This window comes from Ensifer sp. EB106-03-01-XG145 (genome assembly GCF_058792075.1).
In genome coordinates this window covers 120,298-136,249 of the sequence record NZ_JBYTEC010000002.1, presented here as the reverse complement: position 1 = coordinate 136,249, position 15,952 = coordinate 120,298, and the positions used below count along the sequence as shown (strand labels likewise).

At 62.7% G+C, this 15,952-nt stretch carries 17 protein-coding genes; 3 read left to right on the top strand and 14 right to left on the bottom strand.

All coding sequences use genetic code 11. From position 1 onward, the window contains the following. Window positions 1-24: 24 nt before the first annotated feature. From AC3WWH_RS09235 to AC3WWH_RS09205, 7 genes are all read right to left on the bottom strand, one after another. Complete coding sequence (locus AC3WWH_RS09235; protein WP_058322767.1) at window positions 25-813, bottom strand: 1,6-dihydroxycyclohexa-2,4-diene-1-carboxylate dehydrogenase; 789 nt, start codon at window positions 811-813, stop codon at window positions 25-27. After that, the gene (gene benC, locus AC3WWH_RS09230) at window positions 810-1,838 is read right to left on the bottom strand and encodes a benzoate 1,2-dioxygenase electron transfer component BenC (RefSeq protein WP_058322766.1); all 1,029 of its coding nucleotides are present in this window, start codon (window positions 1,836-1,838) and stop codon (window positions 810-812) included. Before benC ends, AC3WWH_RS09235 begins: the two co-directional genes overlap by 4 nt. A 39-nt stretch (window positions 1,839-1,877) precedes the next feature. Next, the gene (gene benB, locus AC3WWH_RS09225) at window positions 1,878-2,366 is read right to left on the bottom strand and encodes a benzoate 1,2-dioxygenase small subunit (RefSeq protein WP_492376926.1); all 489 of its coding nucleotides are present in this window, start codon (window positions 2,364-2,366) and stop codon (window positions 1,878-1,880) included. After that, window positions 2,363-3,721, bottom strand: a complete 1,359-nt coding sequence (locus AC3WWH_RS09220; protein WP_058322764.1) for a Rieske 2Fe-2S domain-containing protein — start codon at window positions 3,719-3,721, stop codon at window positions 2,363-2,365. Before AC3WWH_RS09220 ends, benB begins: the two co-directional genes overlap by 4 nt. Before the next feature lie 96 nt (window positions 3,722-3,817). Further along, on the bottom strand, window positions 3,818-4,756 hold the full coding sequence (gene catA, locus AC3WWH_RS09215) for a catechol 1,2-dioxygenase (RefSeq protein WP_058322763.1): 939 nt from the start codon (window positions 4,754-4,756) through the stop codon (window positions 3,818-3,820). A 73-nt stretch (window positions 4,757-4,829) separates the two neighbouring features. Beyond that, a complete protein-coding gene (gene catC / locus AC3WWH_RS09210) occupies window positions 4,830-5,120 on the bottom strand; it encodes a muconolactone Delta-isomerase (protein ID WP_057251968.1) in 291 nt (96 codons plus the stop codon). Window positions 5,121-5,130: 10 nt separating this feature from the next. Next, window positions 5,131-6,312 carry a muconate/chloromuconate family cycloisomerase gene (locus tag AC3WWH_RS09205; RefSeq protein WP_058322762.1) on the bottom strand — a complete coding sequence of 394 codons (1,182 nt, stop codon included), beginning with the start codon at window positions 6,310-6,312 and terminating at the stop codon, window positions 5,131-5,133. A gap of 150 nt (window positions 6,313-6,462) precedes the next feature. On the opposite strand from AC3WWH_RS09205, the gene AC3WWH_RS09200 reads away from it, so the two are divergent. Beyond that, a complete protein-coding gene (locus tag AC3WWH_RS09200) occupies window positions 6,463-7,404 on the top strand; it encodes a LysR family transcriptional regulator (RefSeq protein ID WP_058322761.1) in 942 nt (313 codons plus the stop codon). Here the strand turns inward: AC3WWH_RS09200 and AC3WWH_RS09195 are convergent. From AC3WWH_RS09195 to AC3WWH_RS09170, 6 genes are all read right to left on the bottom strand, one after another. Continuing rightward, a complete protein-coding gene (locus tag AC3WWH_RS09195; protein WP_156433120.1) occupies window positions 7,397-8,278 on the bottom strand; it encodes a sugar phosphate isomerase/epimerase family protein in 882 nt (293 codons plus the stop codon). The genes AC3WWH_RS09200 and AC3WWH_RS09195 overlap by 8 nt on opposite strands. Further along, window positions 8,278-9,483 carry an NAD(P)/FAD-dependent oxidoreductase gene (locus AC3WWH_RS09190; RefSeq protein WP_492376925.1) on the bottom strand — a complete coding sequence of 402 codons (1,206 nt, stop codon included), beginning with the start codon at window positions 9,481-9,483 and terminating at the stop codon, window positions 8,278-8,280. Before AC3WWH_RS09190 ends, AC3WWH_RS09195 begins: the two co-directional genes overlap by 1 nt. Before the next feature lie 120 nt (window positions 9,484-9,603). Next, a complete protein-coding gene (locus AC3WWH_RS09185; protein WP_492376924.1) occupies window positions 9,604-10,548 on the bottom strand; it encodes a substrate-binding domain-containing protein in 945 nt (314 codons plus the stop codon). Between the two features lie 100 nt (window positions 10,549-10,648). Beyond that, a complete protein-coding gene (locus AC3WWH_RS09180; protein WP_058322965.1) occupies window positions 10,649-10,960 on the bottom strand; it encodes a MocE family 2Fe-2S type ferredoxin in 312 nt (103 codons plus the stop codon). 8 nt (window positions 10,961-10,968) lie between these two features. Beyond that, window positions 10,969-12,003: a sterol desaturase family protein gene (locus tag AC3WWH_RS09175; protein WP_058322757.1), complete on the bottom strand. Its 1,035-nt coding sequence runs from the start codon at window positions 12,001-12,003 to the stop codon at window positions 10,969-10,971. A 149-nt stretch (window positions 12,004-12,152) separates the two neighbouring features. Next, window positions 12,153-13,154, bottom strand: a complete 1,002-nt coding sequence (locus tag AC3WWH_RS09170) for a LacI family DNA-binding transcriptional regulator (RefSeq protein ID WP_058322756.1) — start codon at window positions 13,152-13,154, stop codon at window positions 12,153-12,155. A 162-nt stretch (window positions 13,155-13,316) separates the two neighbouring features. Between AC3WWH_RS09170 and AC3WWH_RS09165 the strand changes: the two genes are divergently transcribed. Then, window positions 13,317-14,042 (top strand): glutathione S-transferase, encoded by a 726-nt coding sequence (locus tag AC3WWH_RS09165; RefSeq protein WP_492376923.1) that lies wholly within the window; start codon window positions 13,317-13,319, stop codon window positions 14,040-14,042. A gap of 20 nt (window positions 14,043-14,062) precedes the next feature. Here the strand turns inward: AC3WWH_RS09165 and AC3WWH_RS09160 are convergent, their stop codons facing one another. After that, on the bottom strand, window positions 14,063-15,196 hold the full coding sequence (locus AC3WWH_RS09160) for an aminotransferase (protein WP_492376922.1): 1,134 nt from the start codon (window positions 15,194-15,196) through the stop codon (window positions 14,063-14,065). A gap of 186 nt (window positions 15,197-15,382) precedes the next feature. Between AC3WWH_RS09160 and AC3WWH_RS09155 the strand changes: the two genes are divergently transcribed. Next, entirely contained in the window at window positions 15,383-15,952 is a 570-nt protein-coding gene (locus AC3WWH_RS09155) for a helix-turn-helix domain-containing protein (protein ID WP_492376921.1), read from the top strand.

Genomic DNA, 15,952 nt, shown 5'->3' with positions numbered 1-15,952 from the left:
TTGCGCGTTTCAGATAGAGAGCCGTCAGCCGAGATCGCCGCCGGCGACCGGCAGCACGCTGCCGGTGATGTAGGAGGCCTCGTCGGAGGCCAGGAACAGAATGGGTGCCGCCTGCTCTTCGATGCTGCCGTAGCGCTTCATGAAGCTCGACTGCTTTACCTGGGCGACGACGTCGCCCATCCAGGCCTTCTCGGCGTCGCTGTCGCCCGCGGCATTGCGCGGGACACGGCGTGGCGGCGCCTCCGTCCCACCCGGCGCGGTCGCGACGACGCGGATGTTGCGCTCGGCAAGTTCCATAGCCAGCGATTGGGTGATGGCGTTGACGCCGCCCTTCGCCGCCGAATAGGGCACGCGATGAATTCCGCGCGTGGCATTCGAGGAAATGTTGACTATCGTGCCGCCACCGCGGGCAAACAGATGCGGCAGCACCGCATGACAACAGTAGAGCGTCGGCATCAGCGAGCGGCGCATCTCCGCATCGATCTGCAACGGTTCGAACTCGGCGAAGGGCCGCATGCGGATCGCCCCGCCGACATTGTTGATCAGGATGTCGATGCCGCCGAAGCGTTCGGCGGCAAAGCGCATCGCCGCAGCGGCGCCCTCGTGGGTCTCGAGATCGGTGTTGTAGGCTGCCGCCCGATCGCCCCCGGCCTCCGCCGCCACCTCTGTGACGAAGTCGGCGCGGTCGACGAACACCACCTTGCCGCCTTCAGCCGCAGCACGCAGCGCCACAGCGCGGCCGATGCCCTGAGCCGCACCTGTGACCACGAGCACCTTGCCGGCAAAGCGCCCTTCAAAACGGGCCGCGCTCATGCCGCCTCCTTCGCCAAGACGTTCGGCGTGAACTTCTCGTAGTGGAAACTGTTGGGCACGATACCGGTGTCGTCGAGGTGCTTGCGCACCGCATCGACCATCGGCGGCGGGCCGCAGAGATAGACGTCGACATCGCCGCCGTTGAAGAGCTCTTCCGGCATGTGCTGGGTGACCCAGCCCTTGCGCGGATGGCTGGAGGCAGCGTCTGCCACGACTGTGCTGCAGGTGAAATTGGCAAGCCGGTTGGTGTAGGCCTCGATCTCATCGACAAGCACGAGATCCAGGTCTCGGGTGACGCCGTAGATCAGGTGGATCTTCTGCTGCGCGTTGGCCTGGGCCAGCACTTCGAGCATCGACAGGAATGGCGCAAGACCGGTGCCGCCGGCTAGCAGCAGCAGGGGGCGTTGGACTTCTCTCAGATAGAAGCTGCCGAGCGGCCCTGTCAGCTCGAGTTTCGTGCCGACTTCGGCACGCTCCAGCCAGCTGCTCATCAGACCGCCGGGGATCTTCTTGATCAGGAAGCCGATGCGCGCTTCGCCCGGCGCCGAAGAGAAGGAGTAGGAGCGGCTCTGGCCGCTGCCCGGCACATCGATATTGACGTACTGGCCGGGCAGAAACACGGGTGCTGCAGTAGGGTCCACGTCCAGTTCGAGCACGATCGCCGCATCATTGTGCGGGGTGACCCGCGCAACCGTTGCCGCGAACTTCTGCTGCCCGGTCTTGCAGGCGGCCGAGGTCGTCGGCACCGCGATGACGCAATCGCTCGACGGCTTCATTTGACAGGTCAGCACCAGCCCGCCTGTGGCCTCGTCCGCCGTCAGCGCATCGTCGATGAAGTCGTCGCCGAGGTCATAGGCACCGCTTTCGGCGCGGCACTTGCAGGTACCGCAGACGCCGTCGGAACAGTCCATCGGCAGGTTGATCTTGTTGCGGAAGGCGGCGTCGAGCACCTTCTCGTCGTCCCTGCATTCGACGAAGCGGGTGACGCCATCCTCGAAATTCAAAGCGATCCTGTAGCTGGCCATGGTTGCTCCTCCCAATCCCTTGTCGTCAGGCGGCGGTCATCAGATGTGGTAGACGTCGATGACCTGGCGGATGTAGTCGTTCTTCAGCACGATCTTCTTTTGTGAAATCACGAGCTCTTCGCCGCTTTTGCGCAGCGTCACAAACATGGTGCCGAAGAAGTGGTCGGTGACCTTGTAGCGGTGGTTGAGCGTGTGGAAGTTGTAGCGGACATCCACTTCCTCGCCACGGTCGGCCAGCAACTCGACATTGGTGACGTTGTGGCTGGTGCGCGGCTCTGGCGTGGAGGCGCCCGAGCGTTCGGTCTTGATGCGGAAGACGCGATCCTCCAGGCCGTCGCGGCTCGGATAGAAGATCAGCGAGATCTCAGACTGCGGATCTTCGGTCAGCTGATCGTCATCGTCCCAGGCCGGCATCCAGTAGGTGACGTCGGGCGCATAGCAGGTCAGCCATTCGTCCCATTTGCGGTCGTCGAGCAGGCGCGCTTCGCGGTAGAGGAAGGCGCAGGCGGTGTCGTAGGAGATGCTCATGCGACCGCTCCCTTCGTCTCGGAGGCAAGCGCGTTGCGCATCACCTTCGCCCAATATTCGTGCTGGCGGACGAACAGGCCTTCGTCTTCGCTGCGCTCGCCCGAGAGCAACGGTTCGAGGCCCATGCGCTTGGCATTGTCGTCCGGACCGTCAATCCAGAGCGGCGCCCCGCGTGACAGGTCGTTCCAGAGCGCGGTGATGCCGGCATAGCCCTGCTGGCAGGCGCGGAATTCTTCGAGATCGTCGGCCGTGCCCATGCCCGAGACGTTGAAGAAATCCTCGTATTGGCGGATGCGCAGAGTCCGGTCTTCAGCACTTTCGCCCTTCGGCGCGAAGCAGAAAATGCTGATCTCGGTCTTGTCGACGCTGATCGGGCGAGTGACGCGGATCTGCGTGCTGAACTGGTCCATCAGGAACACGTTCGGGTAAAGGCAGAGGTTACGCGTCTGGTTGACGATGAAATCCGCCTTCACTTCGCCGACGCGCGCCTTGATCTCCTCACGGGCGTGGAAGACCGGCCGGACCTCGGGGTTCATGGTGTTGGTCCAGAGCAGAATATGGCCGTTGTCGAAGCCGTAGACGCCGGCAATCGAGCGGCTCCAACTGCTGGCGTCGACCGCCTTGGTGCCCTCCTCGTGGCGGCGGCCCATGGTCGCGGCATAGTTCCAGTGCACGGAGCTGACGTGATAGCCGTCGCAACCGTTTTCCATCTGCAGCTTCCAGTTCCCATCGTAGATGTAGGAGGAATTGCCGCGCAGCACTTCGAGCCCGTCGGGCGCCTGGTCGACAATCTGGTCGATGATGACCTTGGTCTCGCCGAGATAATCCTCGAGCGACGAGACATCAGGATTCAGGCTGCCGAAGAGGAAGCCGCGATAGCTCTCGAAACGAGCGACGCGCTTCAGGTCGTGCGAGCCATCTTTCGCAAATTGCGGCGGATATTGCGTGGTCTTCTCGTCCTTCACCTTCAGGAGTTTGCCGGTGTTGGAGAAGGTCCAGCCATGGAAGGGACAGGTGAAGCTGCCCTTGTTGCCGTGCTTGCGTCGGCAGAGCATCGCGCCGCGGTGGGCGCAGGCATTGATGACCGCGTGCAGTTCGCCGGTCTTGTCGCGGGTGACGACGACAGGCTGGCGGCCGATATAGGTCGTATAGTAGTCGTTGTTCTCCGGGATCTGGCTTTCGTGCGCGAGGTAGACCCAGTTGCTCTCGAAGATATGCTTCATCTCCAGCTCGAAGAGATCTTCGTTGGTGAAGATGTCGCGACGGCACCTGAACATGCCGGTCTCATGATCGTCCTCGACTGCCGTGGCGAGCAGGTGGTCGAGGGCCTGGGTTTTGTCGATAACTGCAGACATGGTTCTTCTCCCGCAAACGGCTGATCCGTGCTCGGTTCGGCTATTGCAACAATGTCGGTGTGGGGGCGGCGGCTCAGTCGGCCGCCGCAACAATGATCAGGCGGCGGCGCGCCTGCGCTGCTCGTTGATCTGGTTGTCGACGCCATTCACCAATGAGGTGAGATGAATGTCGAATTCGATCTCGGCGAAGGGGCCGGAGAGACCGTTCGCCTTGATGCTTGCCTCGTCGGTCCGCTCGGTAACATCGGGCACCAGGCCGTCGCGGGTCGCATAGGCGAAGTCGTCGTTGACCAGCGGATCGCCGGCAATGTTGATCTGGGTCGTCAGCTTGCGATGACCGTCGGCGCTGATGAAGAAGTGAATATGCGCCGGGCGCTGGCCGTGGCGACCGAGCGCAGAAAGCAGTTGCTCCGTCGGGCTGCCCGGCGGCACGCCGTAGCCGTGCGGCACAATGCTCTGAAACTTGTAACGGCCCTTGGCGTCGGTCACGATCGTGCGACGCATATTGAACGGTGCCTGCACCCCGGTCGGGTCGAAGTGCGAATAGAAGCCGCGGGTATCACAGTGCCAGACTTCGACCGTCGCACCTTTCAGCGGTTGGCCGGCGGAATCATAGACGGTGCCGTGCATGATCAGCGGGTGACCGTTGGTGTCGCGGCCGTCATCGAGACGGGCGAAGCCTTCCGATGCCGGTGCGCCGGCGACATAAAGCGGCCCTTCGATGGTGCGCGGTGTCGGATTCTTGATGCCGAGCTCCTCGTCGATAGCGTCGAGACGTTCGTCGAGGAAGTGGTCGAGGCCGAGGCCGGGCGAGATCAGGCCGGCCTGGCCGGCAGCACCGATTTCGTTTAGCCAGGCAATGCCGGTCCAGTATTCGTCCGGGGTGATGTCGAGATCGTCGATCGCCTTGAACAGGTCCGACATCAGCCGGTGCACGATCTCTTTGACGCGCGGGCTGCCGCCGTCCTTGTCGAGGCCGCTCAGAACCTTCAGGAAATCTTGCGTCTCCGGCTTGTCGAAAATCTTCACGCTCATGATAAATCCTCCACTTGGATAGTTTGAAAGCGGGTGCCGCCTGCCAACCTCCCGGCGGCGGCCGAACGAAATCTCAGGTGTCATCCTCCCGGACCGACGACGGATGCCGAAGCAGCGGCGTCACCTCGATGTCCATGAATTTGAACAGCGGCAGACCCGAGAGGATCTCGTGCAGCTCGGCATTGTCTGTGACGTCAAAGACGCTGTAGTTGGCGTACTGGCCGGCGATCCGCCAGATATGTCGCCACTTGCCGCTCTGCTGCAGCGCCTGTGAATAGGCCTTCTCTCGCGCGAGAATCTGGGCCGCCTCTTCAGCGGGCAGGTCATGGGGAATGCGAACATCCATTCTGACGTGAAACAGCATCAGCCGATCCTCACTTCGCAACACTAATGGTCTTGCGCAGCCCTTCGCGCGCAAAGAACTTCAGGCGGTCTTCGTCGAGCTCGATCCCAAGCCCCGGTCCATCCGGCACCGTCAACTCGAAGTCGCTGTAGTCGAGCGGCGTCGCCAGAATTTCCTCGGTCAGCAGCAGCGGCCCGAAAAGTTCCGTACCCCACTGCAGATTGGCGAAGGTGGAAAACACATGGGCTGACGCCACCGTGCCGACGCCACCTTCCAGCATCGTGCCGCCATAGAGCTCGATGCCGGCGGCATCGGCGATCGCCGCCACGCGCTGCGCGTTGAAGAGCCCACCGCTCTGCTCGATCTTGACCGCAAAGACGTCTGCGCCCTTGGTCTTGGCAATCTCGAAGGCCGATTCAGGCCCGGTAAGGGACTCGTCCGCCATCAGCGCCACCGGGAAGCGGCGGACCAGTCGGTTGAGCGCTGCCGTCGACGCGACGGGCTGTTCGACCAGTTCGCAACCGGCATCGGCGAGCGCCGCCATGCCGTAGGACGCCTCGAATTCGCTCCAGGCCATGTTGACGTCGACGCGCACCGCACCGCGGTCGCCCAGCGCCTGCTTGATCGCCGCCACATGGGCGATATCGTCCTTCAACGGCTTCGCGCCGATCTTCAGCTTGAAGATCCGGTGGCGGCGAAGGTCGAGCATCTTTTCGGCCTCGGCAATGTCCATGGCGGTGTCACCGGAAGCGAGCGTCCAGGCGACCGGCAGCCGCTTGCGCAGCGCTCCGCCCAGGAGTTCGCCGACCGACAGGCCGAGACGCTTGCCGTGGGCGTCGAGCAGCGCCGTTTCGACCGCGCTCTTGGCGAAACGGTTTTCCTTCACCGCTTTGCCGATGCGCGCCATTAGCGCCTTCACGCGGGTCACGTCCTCGCCGATCATGACAGGCGCGAAATAGGTATCGATCGCCAGCTTCATGCTTTCGGGGCTCTCGCCACCATAGGCGAGACCGCCGATCGTCGTGCCTTCGCCGATCCCGACGGTGCCGTCGCTGCAATGGACCTTCACCAGCATCAGCGTTTGGCCGGTCATGGTCGCGACTGAGAGCTTGTGCGGCCGGATCGTCGGCAGATCGACCAGTATCGTTTCGACCCGTTCGACGACGGGGACGAAGGCTGCAGTCGGAGAGATGGGTGCAAGGGTCGTGTTCATGGCGTGACTGTGCGCCGCGTACTGGGTGGCGTCCAACACCAAATAGGTTCTCTATGATACCTTCATGGTATAGTGTGATAGAGATTTCGCAGATTCATGCGGTTACCGCACTGCAACATACCGCAATGGTAGGAAAATGAGGGCCTGAATATGGATCTGCGCCAGCTTCGCTACTTCGTCGCCGTCGCCCGTGAGCGCAACTTCACCCGCGCCGCCGAGCAGCTGCATATCGCCCAGCCGCCCTTGAGCCGGCAGATCCAGCTTCTGGAGGAAGAGCTGGGCGTGCCGCTGATCATCCGCGCGAGCCGTCCGGTCCGGCTGACGGAGGCGGGCCGGTTGTTCTACGAGCAGTCGCTGCAGATTTTGGGGAGAGTCGGGCAGATGGTTGAGGCCACGCGCCGCGTTGGGCTTAACCAGAACCGCGTCCTGTCCATCGGCTTCGTCGCCTCCACGCTCTATGGCGGGCTGCCGACACTTGTGCGCAAGCTGAGGCAGAATGCGCCGGAACTCGATATCCGGCTATTGGAGATGGTGTCGGTGCAGCAGATCGCGGCCTTGAAAGAGGGCCGGATCGACGTCGGCTTCGGCCGGCTTCACCACAGCGATCCCAATGTCGTCGGCATTCTCATGCGCGAAGAACGCCTCGCCGTGGCGATACCCCAGGGCACGCCGCTTGCCGAGGACACGTCGCCTTTGCCCTTGAATGCGCTCGCCGGCCAGAAGCTGATCGTCTATCCGAAGGAACCGAGGCCGAGCTATGCCGATCACGTGCTGAGCCTGCTTCATGCCCACGACGTGCGCCCTGCCGAGGTGCATGAAGTGCGGGAGATCCAGAGTGCCCTTGGCCTCGTCGCCTCGGAAGCCGGCCTCTGCATCGTCCCCTCCTCGGCGCGTCAGGTGCGGTCAGACGTCCACTACCGCATGATCGAGGGGGAACGCGCGACCTCTCCTGTCATCCTCAATCATCGCGTCGGCGACAATTCACGCCACATCGAGCTGATCAAGCAGTTGATCGAAGAGATGTATGCGGAAAACCCGCCCTGGCTTGGCCTCGAGCACAATCTGCCATTCCGGCCCTCCTTCGTTAAATGACGGGGTCCGGCACGCACGCGCCATGCGTTCGGTTGCCCGAAGGGTCTGCGCTCTCAGCCCACACATCCAGCACCACCTGCCGAAGCAAAAGCGCCTCCGCCCACCGGTCCGTCGTGTCGTGGCCGTCCCTGTCGGTGATCGCATAGGGTCTGGGGCCGAGCTCGCAGGTCATGACCAACGCGGCATCGTCGGCGGCACGGGATCGCCAGTAGCGAAAGCCGTAGGCCCACCACTCGCGGAAGAGATCGACCCAGGGGCGATGCTGCGGAAAGGAAATCTCGATCTGGATCTGTTGGCATGAGCCGATGCGTCCGTGGAAGGCCTGGGCGTTGTGGAGGATGCGCCGGATCTGGGCGTGGCTTTCCGCTTCGACCGGAAAGGCGAACTCGCGGCCGACCAGATAGTGCGAGAGATCGGCGAGCAGCGGTAAATCGGGGCGTCGGCCCAGCAGGTCCAACGTGAACAAGAGGTCGCTAGTGATCCGGTGGCGATGGGTTTCGACATAGACGGGGACACCCGCCCTTTCGGCGAGCCGCATCCATCCGTCCAGAAGCGGCAGGCAATCTTCCACCCGGCGCGGACGGACATCCGCCTGCAGATCGATGTGGCTGACAGGAAATTCGCTCGCCAGCTCCAGCGTCAGGCGCAGGTCCTCGACGCTCCGGGGAAAACAGACGCCCTCGATCTTCAATCCGGTGCCGCGGATCACTTCGTTGAGGCGGACGACGTCATCACGGTTGGTGTAATGCGCGCTGATGCCGTCGAACCCGGCCTCGACGATAACAGCGATGTTTTCCTCGAGACTGCGTTCGCAGCCGTCCGCATGCCGGCGCTCCATCGCCCAGAGCGACTGAAAGACAAGCAACTTCTGCATCAGGCCGCCCGCGAGCTCTTCAGAAGCGCCTTCAGGTTCACGCCGGGATCAGCAAGCGCTGCGGGGTCGGGATTGATACCGGCGGCAATCAGCATCTCGGCGAGCTTGATGTCCCTGGCGACGCTATTGCAGGAACCGAGGCCCGCCGCGGCAAGGAGGCGTCCATCGTCCAGGTAGAACTCCAGCTCGCCGCCGTCGAGTTGGCGGATCACGCTCTGATGCTCCGGCTGCGGCAGGCCCGCGACCTGCAGACCGAGATCGTACTGGTCGGTCCAGAACCAGGGGATTGCGCCAAAAGCTTCCTTTCCGCCGACCATGTTGCGGGCCGCGGTCTCCGCCTGGCTGCGCGCATTGCGCCAGCTCTCGAAGCGAATGTACCCGCCGCCCGGCTGCGCCACCGCGGCGCAGTCACCGGCCGCAAAGATGTTCGGGTCACTGGTGCGAAGAAAACTGTCCGTCAGGACACCGTTTCCGGTGGCAAGGTCCGCCGCCTCGGCGAGCGCCACATCCGGCAGAACGCCGATCGCCACGACGACGATATCGGCAGGCACCGCGCTGCCATCGGCGAGGAGAACGGCATCGTCGGTGATCGCGGCGATCCCCTGACCGAGATGAAACGCAACGCCTTCATCCTGATGCCGCGCATGGAGCTTGGCGGCAAAGCGCGGTGGAACCGCGCGTCCGAGCGGCTTAGCCGCCATCTCGATAACGCTGACGGTTATGCCTTTGCCGCGCAGAACGGCCGCGAGCTCCATGCCGATCAGACCACCACCGATGATGGCGATACTTTTTCCCGGGTCGGCGCTGGAGAAGATTGTCGCCGCATCCGCATAGGTGCGAAAGTCGAGCGCGCGCTCAGCCCCAGGGCATGTCAGCCGCCTCGGGCGAGCGCCGGTCGCAAGCAGCAGCTTGTCGTATGTAAGCGTCCGCCCGTCGCTGAAAGCGACAGACCGGGTATCCGGATCGAGGCTCAGGGCCGATACGCCCTGGAGGTAGTCGATACCGGCGGCCTGAAGCGCCTCGGCGCCACAGATCGGCTTCATCTGCACCGCGCCGTTGAGCGGCTTCGACAGCGGCGGGCGCTCATATGGCAGATGCGGTTCCGTGCCGGTGAGCGTGACGCTGCCGGTAAAGCCCGATTCACGCAGCGCAAAGGCCGCGCGGGTGCCGGATTCCCCGGCGCCGATGATGACGATGCCATTCATGGCTTGCTCCAAAGATCATAAGTTGGAGCGGGATGCGGGCGGAAAACCGCACGCACTGTTCCTCATCCCGCTCAGGAAAGGTGGCCGGCGCAGGCAGGAGAAATGCGCCGGCCGGGAGGATCAATTGCGAGTCGCGTAGTCGGCCATGTTCTTGGGCGTGACGAGCTCGAAGGGAACCATCACTTCGCGTTCGACGGCCTTGCCGCGCGCCAGCGCGACGGCAGCATTGAGCGCGCTCGCCGACTGGCCCTTGGCATTCTGGAACACCGTCGCATCGAGATCGCCCGCGGCCATAGCGGCGAGACCATCCTGCGTCGCATCGATGCCGACGACGATCACGTCGTCCATCGACACGCCGGCGGCTTTGAGCGCCTGTATGGCGCCGATCGCCATTTCGTCGTTGTTGGCAAAAACCACGTCGATCGGGCGCCCGGCCGTGATCCAGTTGGTGGTAAGGTCCATCGCGTTGGTGCGCGTCCAAGCGGCGGACTGCTCGTCGGCGATGGTGGCGCCCTTGCAGCCGCCGGCAGCCAGCGTCTCCTTGAACGACGAGGTGCGGTCCCGCGAGGCCTGGTGGGCGAGATCGCCCATCAGGATATAGACCTGCGCGTTACCGGCCTTGCCCTTTTCCTTGAGCAGCGAACAGGCGGCCTCGGCGCCCAGCTTGCCGGAGTCCGTTTCCCGGCTTCCGACATAGGCCTGCTTTACCGGCAACTGGGCGACATTGTCCGGCTGGAGGTTGAGATAGACGAGCGGGATGCCTGCCTTCTCTGCCGCCTCGCTTATCCCTGGAGCGGCGGAGGTGTCGGCGAGCGTGGTGATGATCGCGTCGACGCCCGACGCGATGAAGTTGTTTACCTGGTTGAGCTGCTTGGAGATGTCGGTCTGGGCGTCCTCAATCTGGACATTGACGCCTCCGGTTTCCGATGCTCTGGCGCTGATGCCTTCACGCAGCAGCGTCTGGAAGTTGTTGTCGAAGCTCTGCATTGAGACACCGATCGTCTCCGCCGAGGCAGCACTTCCCATCAAGGCGGCAAGAGCAGCCGCCAGGTACATGGATTTCATGATTTCCTCCCAATGGGTGCCGGATCACCCGAGCGCATTCCGGGGGTCCCACGGACCCGATCAATGCTCGAGTGGTTCGAGCGCGCGGTAAGCGCGGGCCCTAACCGAGGGCCACCCGAACCTCGCCGTCGACGATTTCGGCGGGATAGGTCTTCAGGTTCTCGCAGGCGGGAAGCCTAAGGGCTTCGCCGGTGCGGTAGTCGAAGGCGCCGGAATGCTTGGGACATTCCACTTCGAAGTCCATGACCAGCCCATCGGCGAGATGGATCGCCTCATGGGTGCAGAGACCGGCGGTGCAATAGACGCTGTCATCCGGCCCGCGGTAGACCGCGTAGGTGCGGCCGGCGTGGTCGAAGCGGATCGCCCCTTCCTGCTCGATGTCATCCAGTTTGCAGGCTGGTACCCAGGTGATCACGTTGCTCATTCTGCTGCCTCCCCGATCGTGTTGCGCGCCTTGCGGGCTGCGAGTTTTTCCTTGCGCTTGCGGTAGCGTTCCTGCATCCGCGCCTCGCCTTCCTTGGAGCCGTCGTGCCAGGTGCCGAACCAGCGATCGAGCGGGATCAGGGCGTCGCCATAATTCACCTCGAAATACTTGTGGTGCAGGTAATGCGCATAGGCGTGGCTATCGACGAGTGTCTCTTCGCCGACCTCGACCTTGTCGAAGCCGACATGGCCGGGAATGGCGCCGAAGCCCGCATAGTGAAGTTGGTAGAGCATCAGGATCGGGTTCGACGGCAGCACCAGGTGGTAGAAGGCGGTGCCGAAATAGAGCAGGTGCTCGACCGGATGCATCGACAGCGAGGACCATGGCGACGGGTTCACCGAATTGTGGTGGACCGAATGCACCCACTTGTAGAGCAGCGGCGTGTGGATGAGCCGGTGGATGCAGAAGAAGTGGAACTCGTGGATCACAGGCACGACGAGCGCGACGAAAGCGAGCGTCCAGGGATTTTCCGCGAAGCTCAGCCAAGGCGCATAGCCATTGGCATAGGCCCAGAGCATGGCGACCTCGACGGCGGTCCAGATCGTCACGCCTGAGAGAAAGGTGCGCAGGATGTTGTCGAGGTTCTGGCTCTCGAACCAGAAAGCCTTGCTCTTCTGCTCGGCCGGGAATTTGCCATTGTACTTGAAGCGGTTTTCCTGCCGTTTCAGCACGTAGAGGTGCAGTTCGAAGGCGCCATAGAAGAGGAAGACGCAGACCGCGTTCACCACGTAGAGCCATGCGATCCAGCCGATGCCCAAAGTCTGCATCGTCTCGGTCGGCGGGATTGCCCAGGCCCAGTAGGCGACGGCCGAAGCGGCGAAGATCGCATTCCACGGAAAGAAATAGTGCGGCAGCCACTTCAGGAGCGCCAGCAGTTTGGGCGGAAAGGCAAACAGCGGCGCCGTTTCGATCGGCTCATTCGGCGCCCAGTCGCCGCGCTTGTTGCGCGTTCCATACTTCAAGTCGTCCATAACGCTCTCCTCCCGGCGGATCGCGGGCGTTCCGCACAAATTCCGGTGAAGGAGAGCGCCTTCCGGTTCACTCGGACCGCGCTCTCCTTCTTGATAAAAATCTAGCAGGAGGCGTTCTGAACGGCGAAGGCTTGTTTGATCAAATTAGATCAAATGCTCTCGGCCGTGACGGTGATGAACCGAATAGGCGCCTTGTCCGGTTCCAGCTCTGAAAGACCGATCCGGCGCAGCACAAGGTCAAGGGCGCGGCGGGCCTGCGCCTCGGGCGCCTGGTCGAGCACGACGTCCATGATGCCGTCGCTAAGCGCCTTGCGCGTATAATCGGTCAACTCATGGCCGACGAAGAAAATCTCCCTGCCGCGCGGATGCCGGCGAAGAACATCGATCAAGGCGGCGTTCGCGCCACCGGCATTGTAGAGCCCGGCCATATCCGGATACATCTCGAGCGCCGATCGCAGCGCTTCGGCGCCGTAGTGCTCCTCGTCGCGGGTGAAGCCCAGCCAGTCGAACCGGCGCTCGCCCGGATGCTCCTGGAAATAGTCCGAAAAGCCGCTGAGGCGATCGCGATGGACCTGATAGATCGGGTGGCAGAGGGCAACGACAGGGCCGATTTCGCGCGCCATGCGGGCGATGAAGAGTGCTGCCGTTCGTCCGGCCGCGTAGTTGTCGATGCCGACGAATTCGCCCTGCTTCTCGGACGCCCGGGTGACGACATGGATCACCGGCACCCCGCGCGCAACGACCGTCTCGACCGCGGCGCTGATCAGCGGACTATTGGGCACGGCAAGGATCAGGCCAGCACGCGGAATCTCGGTCGCAAGAATCCGCCTGGCAATCTCGTCCGGCTTCATCTCCTCGGTGAAGCTGCGTTGCACCACGACAAGCGGATCGAGCGTCTCCGCGATCCTTTCGAAAGCTTTGGAGAGCCGGCGATAGAAGGTCGTTTCGGGGCGGACCATCAGCACGTCGATGCGCAAAAGACCGCGATGGGTGTCGGGCAGCGTGCGCGGATAATTCAGCGTGCGCGCGGCAACGACCACCTTCTCGACCAGGTCCGGGCGCACGCCGCCACGTCCGTTGAGAACACGTTCGACCGTCGCGGTTCCGACGCCTGCAAGTTCGGCAATGTCGCGATAATTCGGTTTGCTCACCTAGGCTTTCCCCTGGCACCAGCCCCCGTTGCTTCTCCACACCGCCATAGCATGCGTCGCGGCCTGTTCGACAGCGCGCGCCTTGCAATTGCTGCCTTGCCCTCGCCCTAAACCGCCGATGGCCTATATCAACCGGGTATCCGAGATCGGCAGAGGGCTTCCATGACCTATGAGTTGTACTACTGGGACGGCATTCAGGGCCGCGGCGAATTCGTGCGTCTTGCGCTTGAGGATGCCGGTGCCGACTATATCGACGTCACCCGCGAACCGGGCCGCGGCACCGGCGAGATGATCAAGCTGATGGAGAGCGCCACCGAAGCACACATCCCCTTCGCGCCGCCGTTCCTGAGGGATGGCGACCAGATCATTTCGCATGTGGCCAACATCCTTTTTTACCTCGGCCCGAGGCTCGGGCTCGCACCCAAGGAGGAGGCACTGCGCTGGTTCGTTAACGGCCTGCAACTCACCGTCACCGACTTCATTGCTGAGGTGCACGACACCCACCACCCGATCGCAACCTCGAAATACTACGAGGAGCAGAAGGCGGAGGCGAAGGGCCGGGCTTTCGAATTCGTCACCAACCGCATCCCGAAGTTTCTCGGCTATTTCGAGCGGGTGCTTGAACAAAACCCCGATGGCAGCGGCCACGCCTCCGGCGACGTCGCCACCTATATCGATCTCTCGCTCTTCCAGGTGACCGAAGGGCTTCGCTATGCCTTCCCGAAGGCGATGCGCCATTACGAGCGGCAATACTCCGAGCTTTTGAAGCTGCACGCTTCGGTGAAAGCCAGGCCGAACATCGCGGCCTATCTCGCGTCGCCGCGACGCTTGGCTTTCAACGAGAACGGTATCTTCCGTCGCTACCCGGAGCTCGATATCGAGCCCTGAAGGACAAGCCCGCGTGCTCCTTACGCGGCGGCAGACTGTTGCTCGTGAAGAAACCCGGACAGGCGCTGCAGACCCTCGCGAAGAATACTTTCGCTGTTGGCGTAGCCGATCCTGAGATAGCCCTCCATATCCATCGCGCTGCCAGGCGTCAGCATCACGCCGGTGCGCTCCAACAATCCGAGGCAGAATGCTTCGGAGGTTATCGGCAGATCGTATTTCAGTAGTGCCGTGGTGCCCGACTTGGGCTTGACCCAGGAGATCCGCGGTTCACTGTCGACCCAGTCCGACAGCACCGCGAGGTTGGTGCGGGTAATGCGCTGGCTGCGCGCCAAGATCTTGTCGCGGTTTTCCAGCGCCATTGCCGCGAAGTGATCGTCCAGCATGCCGATGCTGATCGTGTTGTAATCGCGGTGGATCGAAACGGCGTGGATCAGTTCGGGCGGCGCGACGATCCAGCCGAGCCGCAGGCCGGCGAGCGAAAACGTCTTCGACATGCTGCCGGTGCTGATGCCCTTTTCGTAGAGGTCTGCGATCGATGCCGTCAAACCGTCGCCCTCTTGGTCCGTGCCACGATAAACCTCGTCGCAGAGGATCCATGCGCCGCAGCCGCGCGCGATACCGACGATCTTTTCGAGGTAGCCGCGACCCATCAGCGCGCCGGTCGGGTTGTTCGGATTGTTGATGGCGATCAGCTTCGTGCCGGGGATTGCGAGCCGCTGCAACTGCTCGAGATCAGGCAGGAAACTGGTCTCCTCCGTCAGTTTCAGGATCTGCGTATCGGCGCCATAACTTTCCGGAATCGAATAGTGCTGCTGGTAGGTCGGCAGCACCGAAATCACCCGGTCTCCCGGTTCGACGAGCGTCTCATGCACCAGTGCATTGGCGCCGATCGCACCATGCGTGGTGACGACGTTTTCGATCGCCTGTTTCGCATAGAGGCTTGCGATCTGCCCGCGCAGCCGTTCGGAACCCTCGATGGCGCCATAGGTCAGCTTCAGCGGCAGTAGTTCGGCAAGGATCGTGTCCGTCTTGCCCGCCATTTCCAGCAATTCCGCCACGGTCAGCGATTCAACGCAGGTCTCGGCGAGATTCCATTCGCAATGGTTCTCGTAGCGATTCATCCAGATTTCGACGCCGAAGTCGCGGATTTTCATGTCAGTGACCTTTCGAATGTTGGGCTATGGCTGCGAGTAAGCCGGACCTGTCGGCGACGTTGAGAATTGTCGCTTGCTGTGACATGAAACCCTTCCAGTTGGCACAGCTGCGCACGTGGCCTCCGTCGCGGTCGGAGGCACCAGAAATGGCTGGCCGTTGATGGTCGATCCGTATAGAAGAACGATATGAGCAATATATTGCACAGTCAAGATCGATCCGACGTGCTGACCCATGTCGCGGACAATCTCCGGCGCATCCGCGTGGCGGCGGGACTGAGCCAGACGGCACTCGCCAAAGCCTCCGGCATCAGCCGCCGCATGATCGTCGCGGTCGAAGGCGGCGACGCCAACATCAGCCTCTCCAGCCTCGACAAGCTGGCGGCTGCCATGAACGTCGGCTTCGTCGATCTCGTCAGGGACCCGTCTCGCCAATCCCGCGACAACATCGACGCTGTGACCTGGCGCGGCCAACAGGCAGAGAGCGAAGCGCGGCTGCTCGCTTCTGCCCCTGCTACGTCCGAAGCCCAGATGTGGCTCTGGTCGCTCGCCCCAGGCGAGCGCTATGACGCCGAGCCCGACCCGCAAGGGTGGCACGAAATGCTGTTCGTAACGGAAGGAACCTTGACGCTTGAGGTCGCTGGCGTGCGCAAGCGATACGCCAGCGGTACCTTCGCGGTCTATAGCTCCGCCCAGGCCTATGCCTACATCAATGACGGTGGCGAAGTCGTGCGGTTCGTCCGCAACGTCATTTCCTAA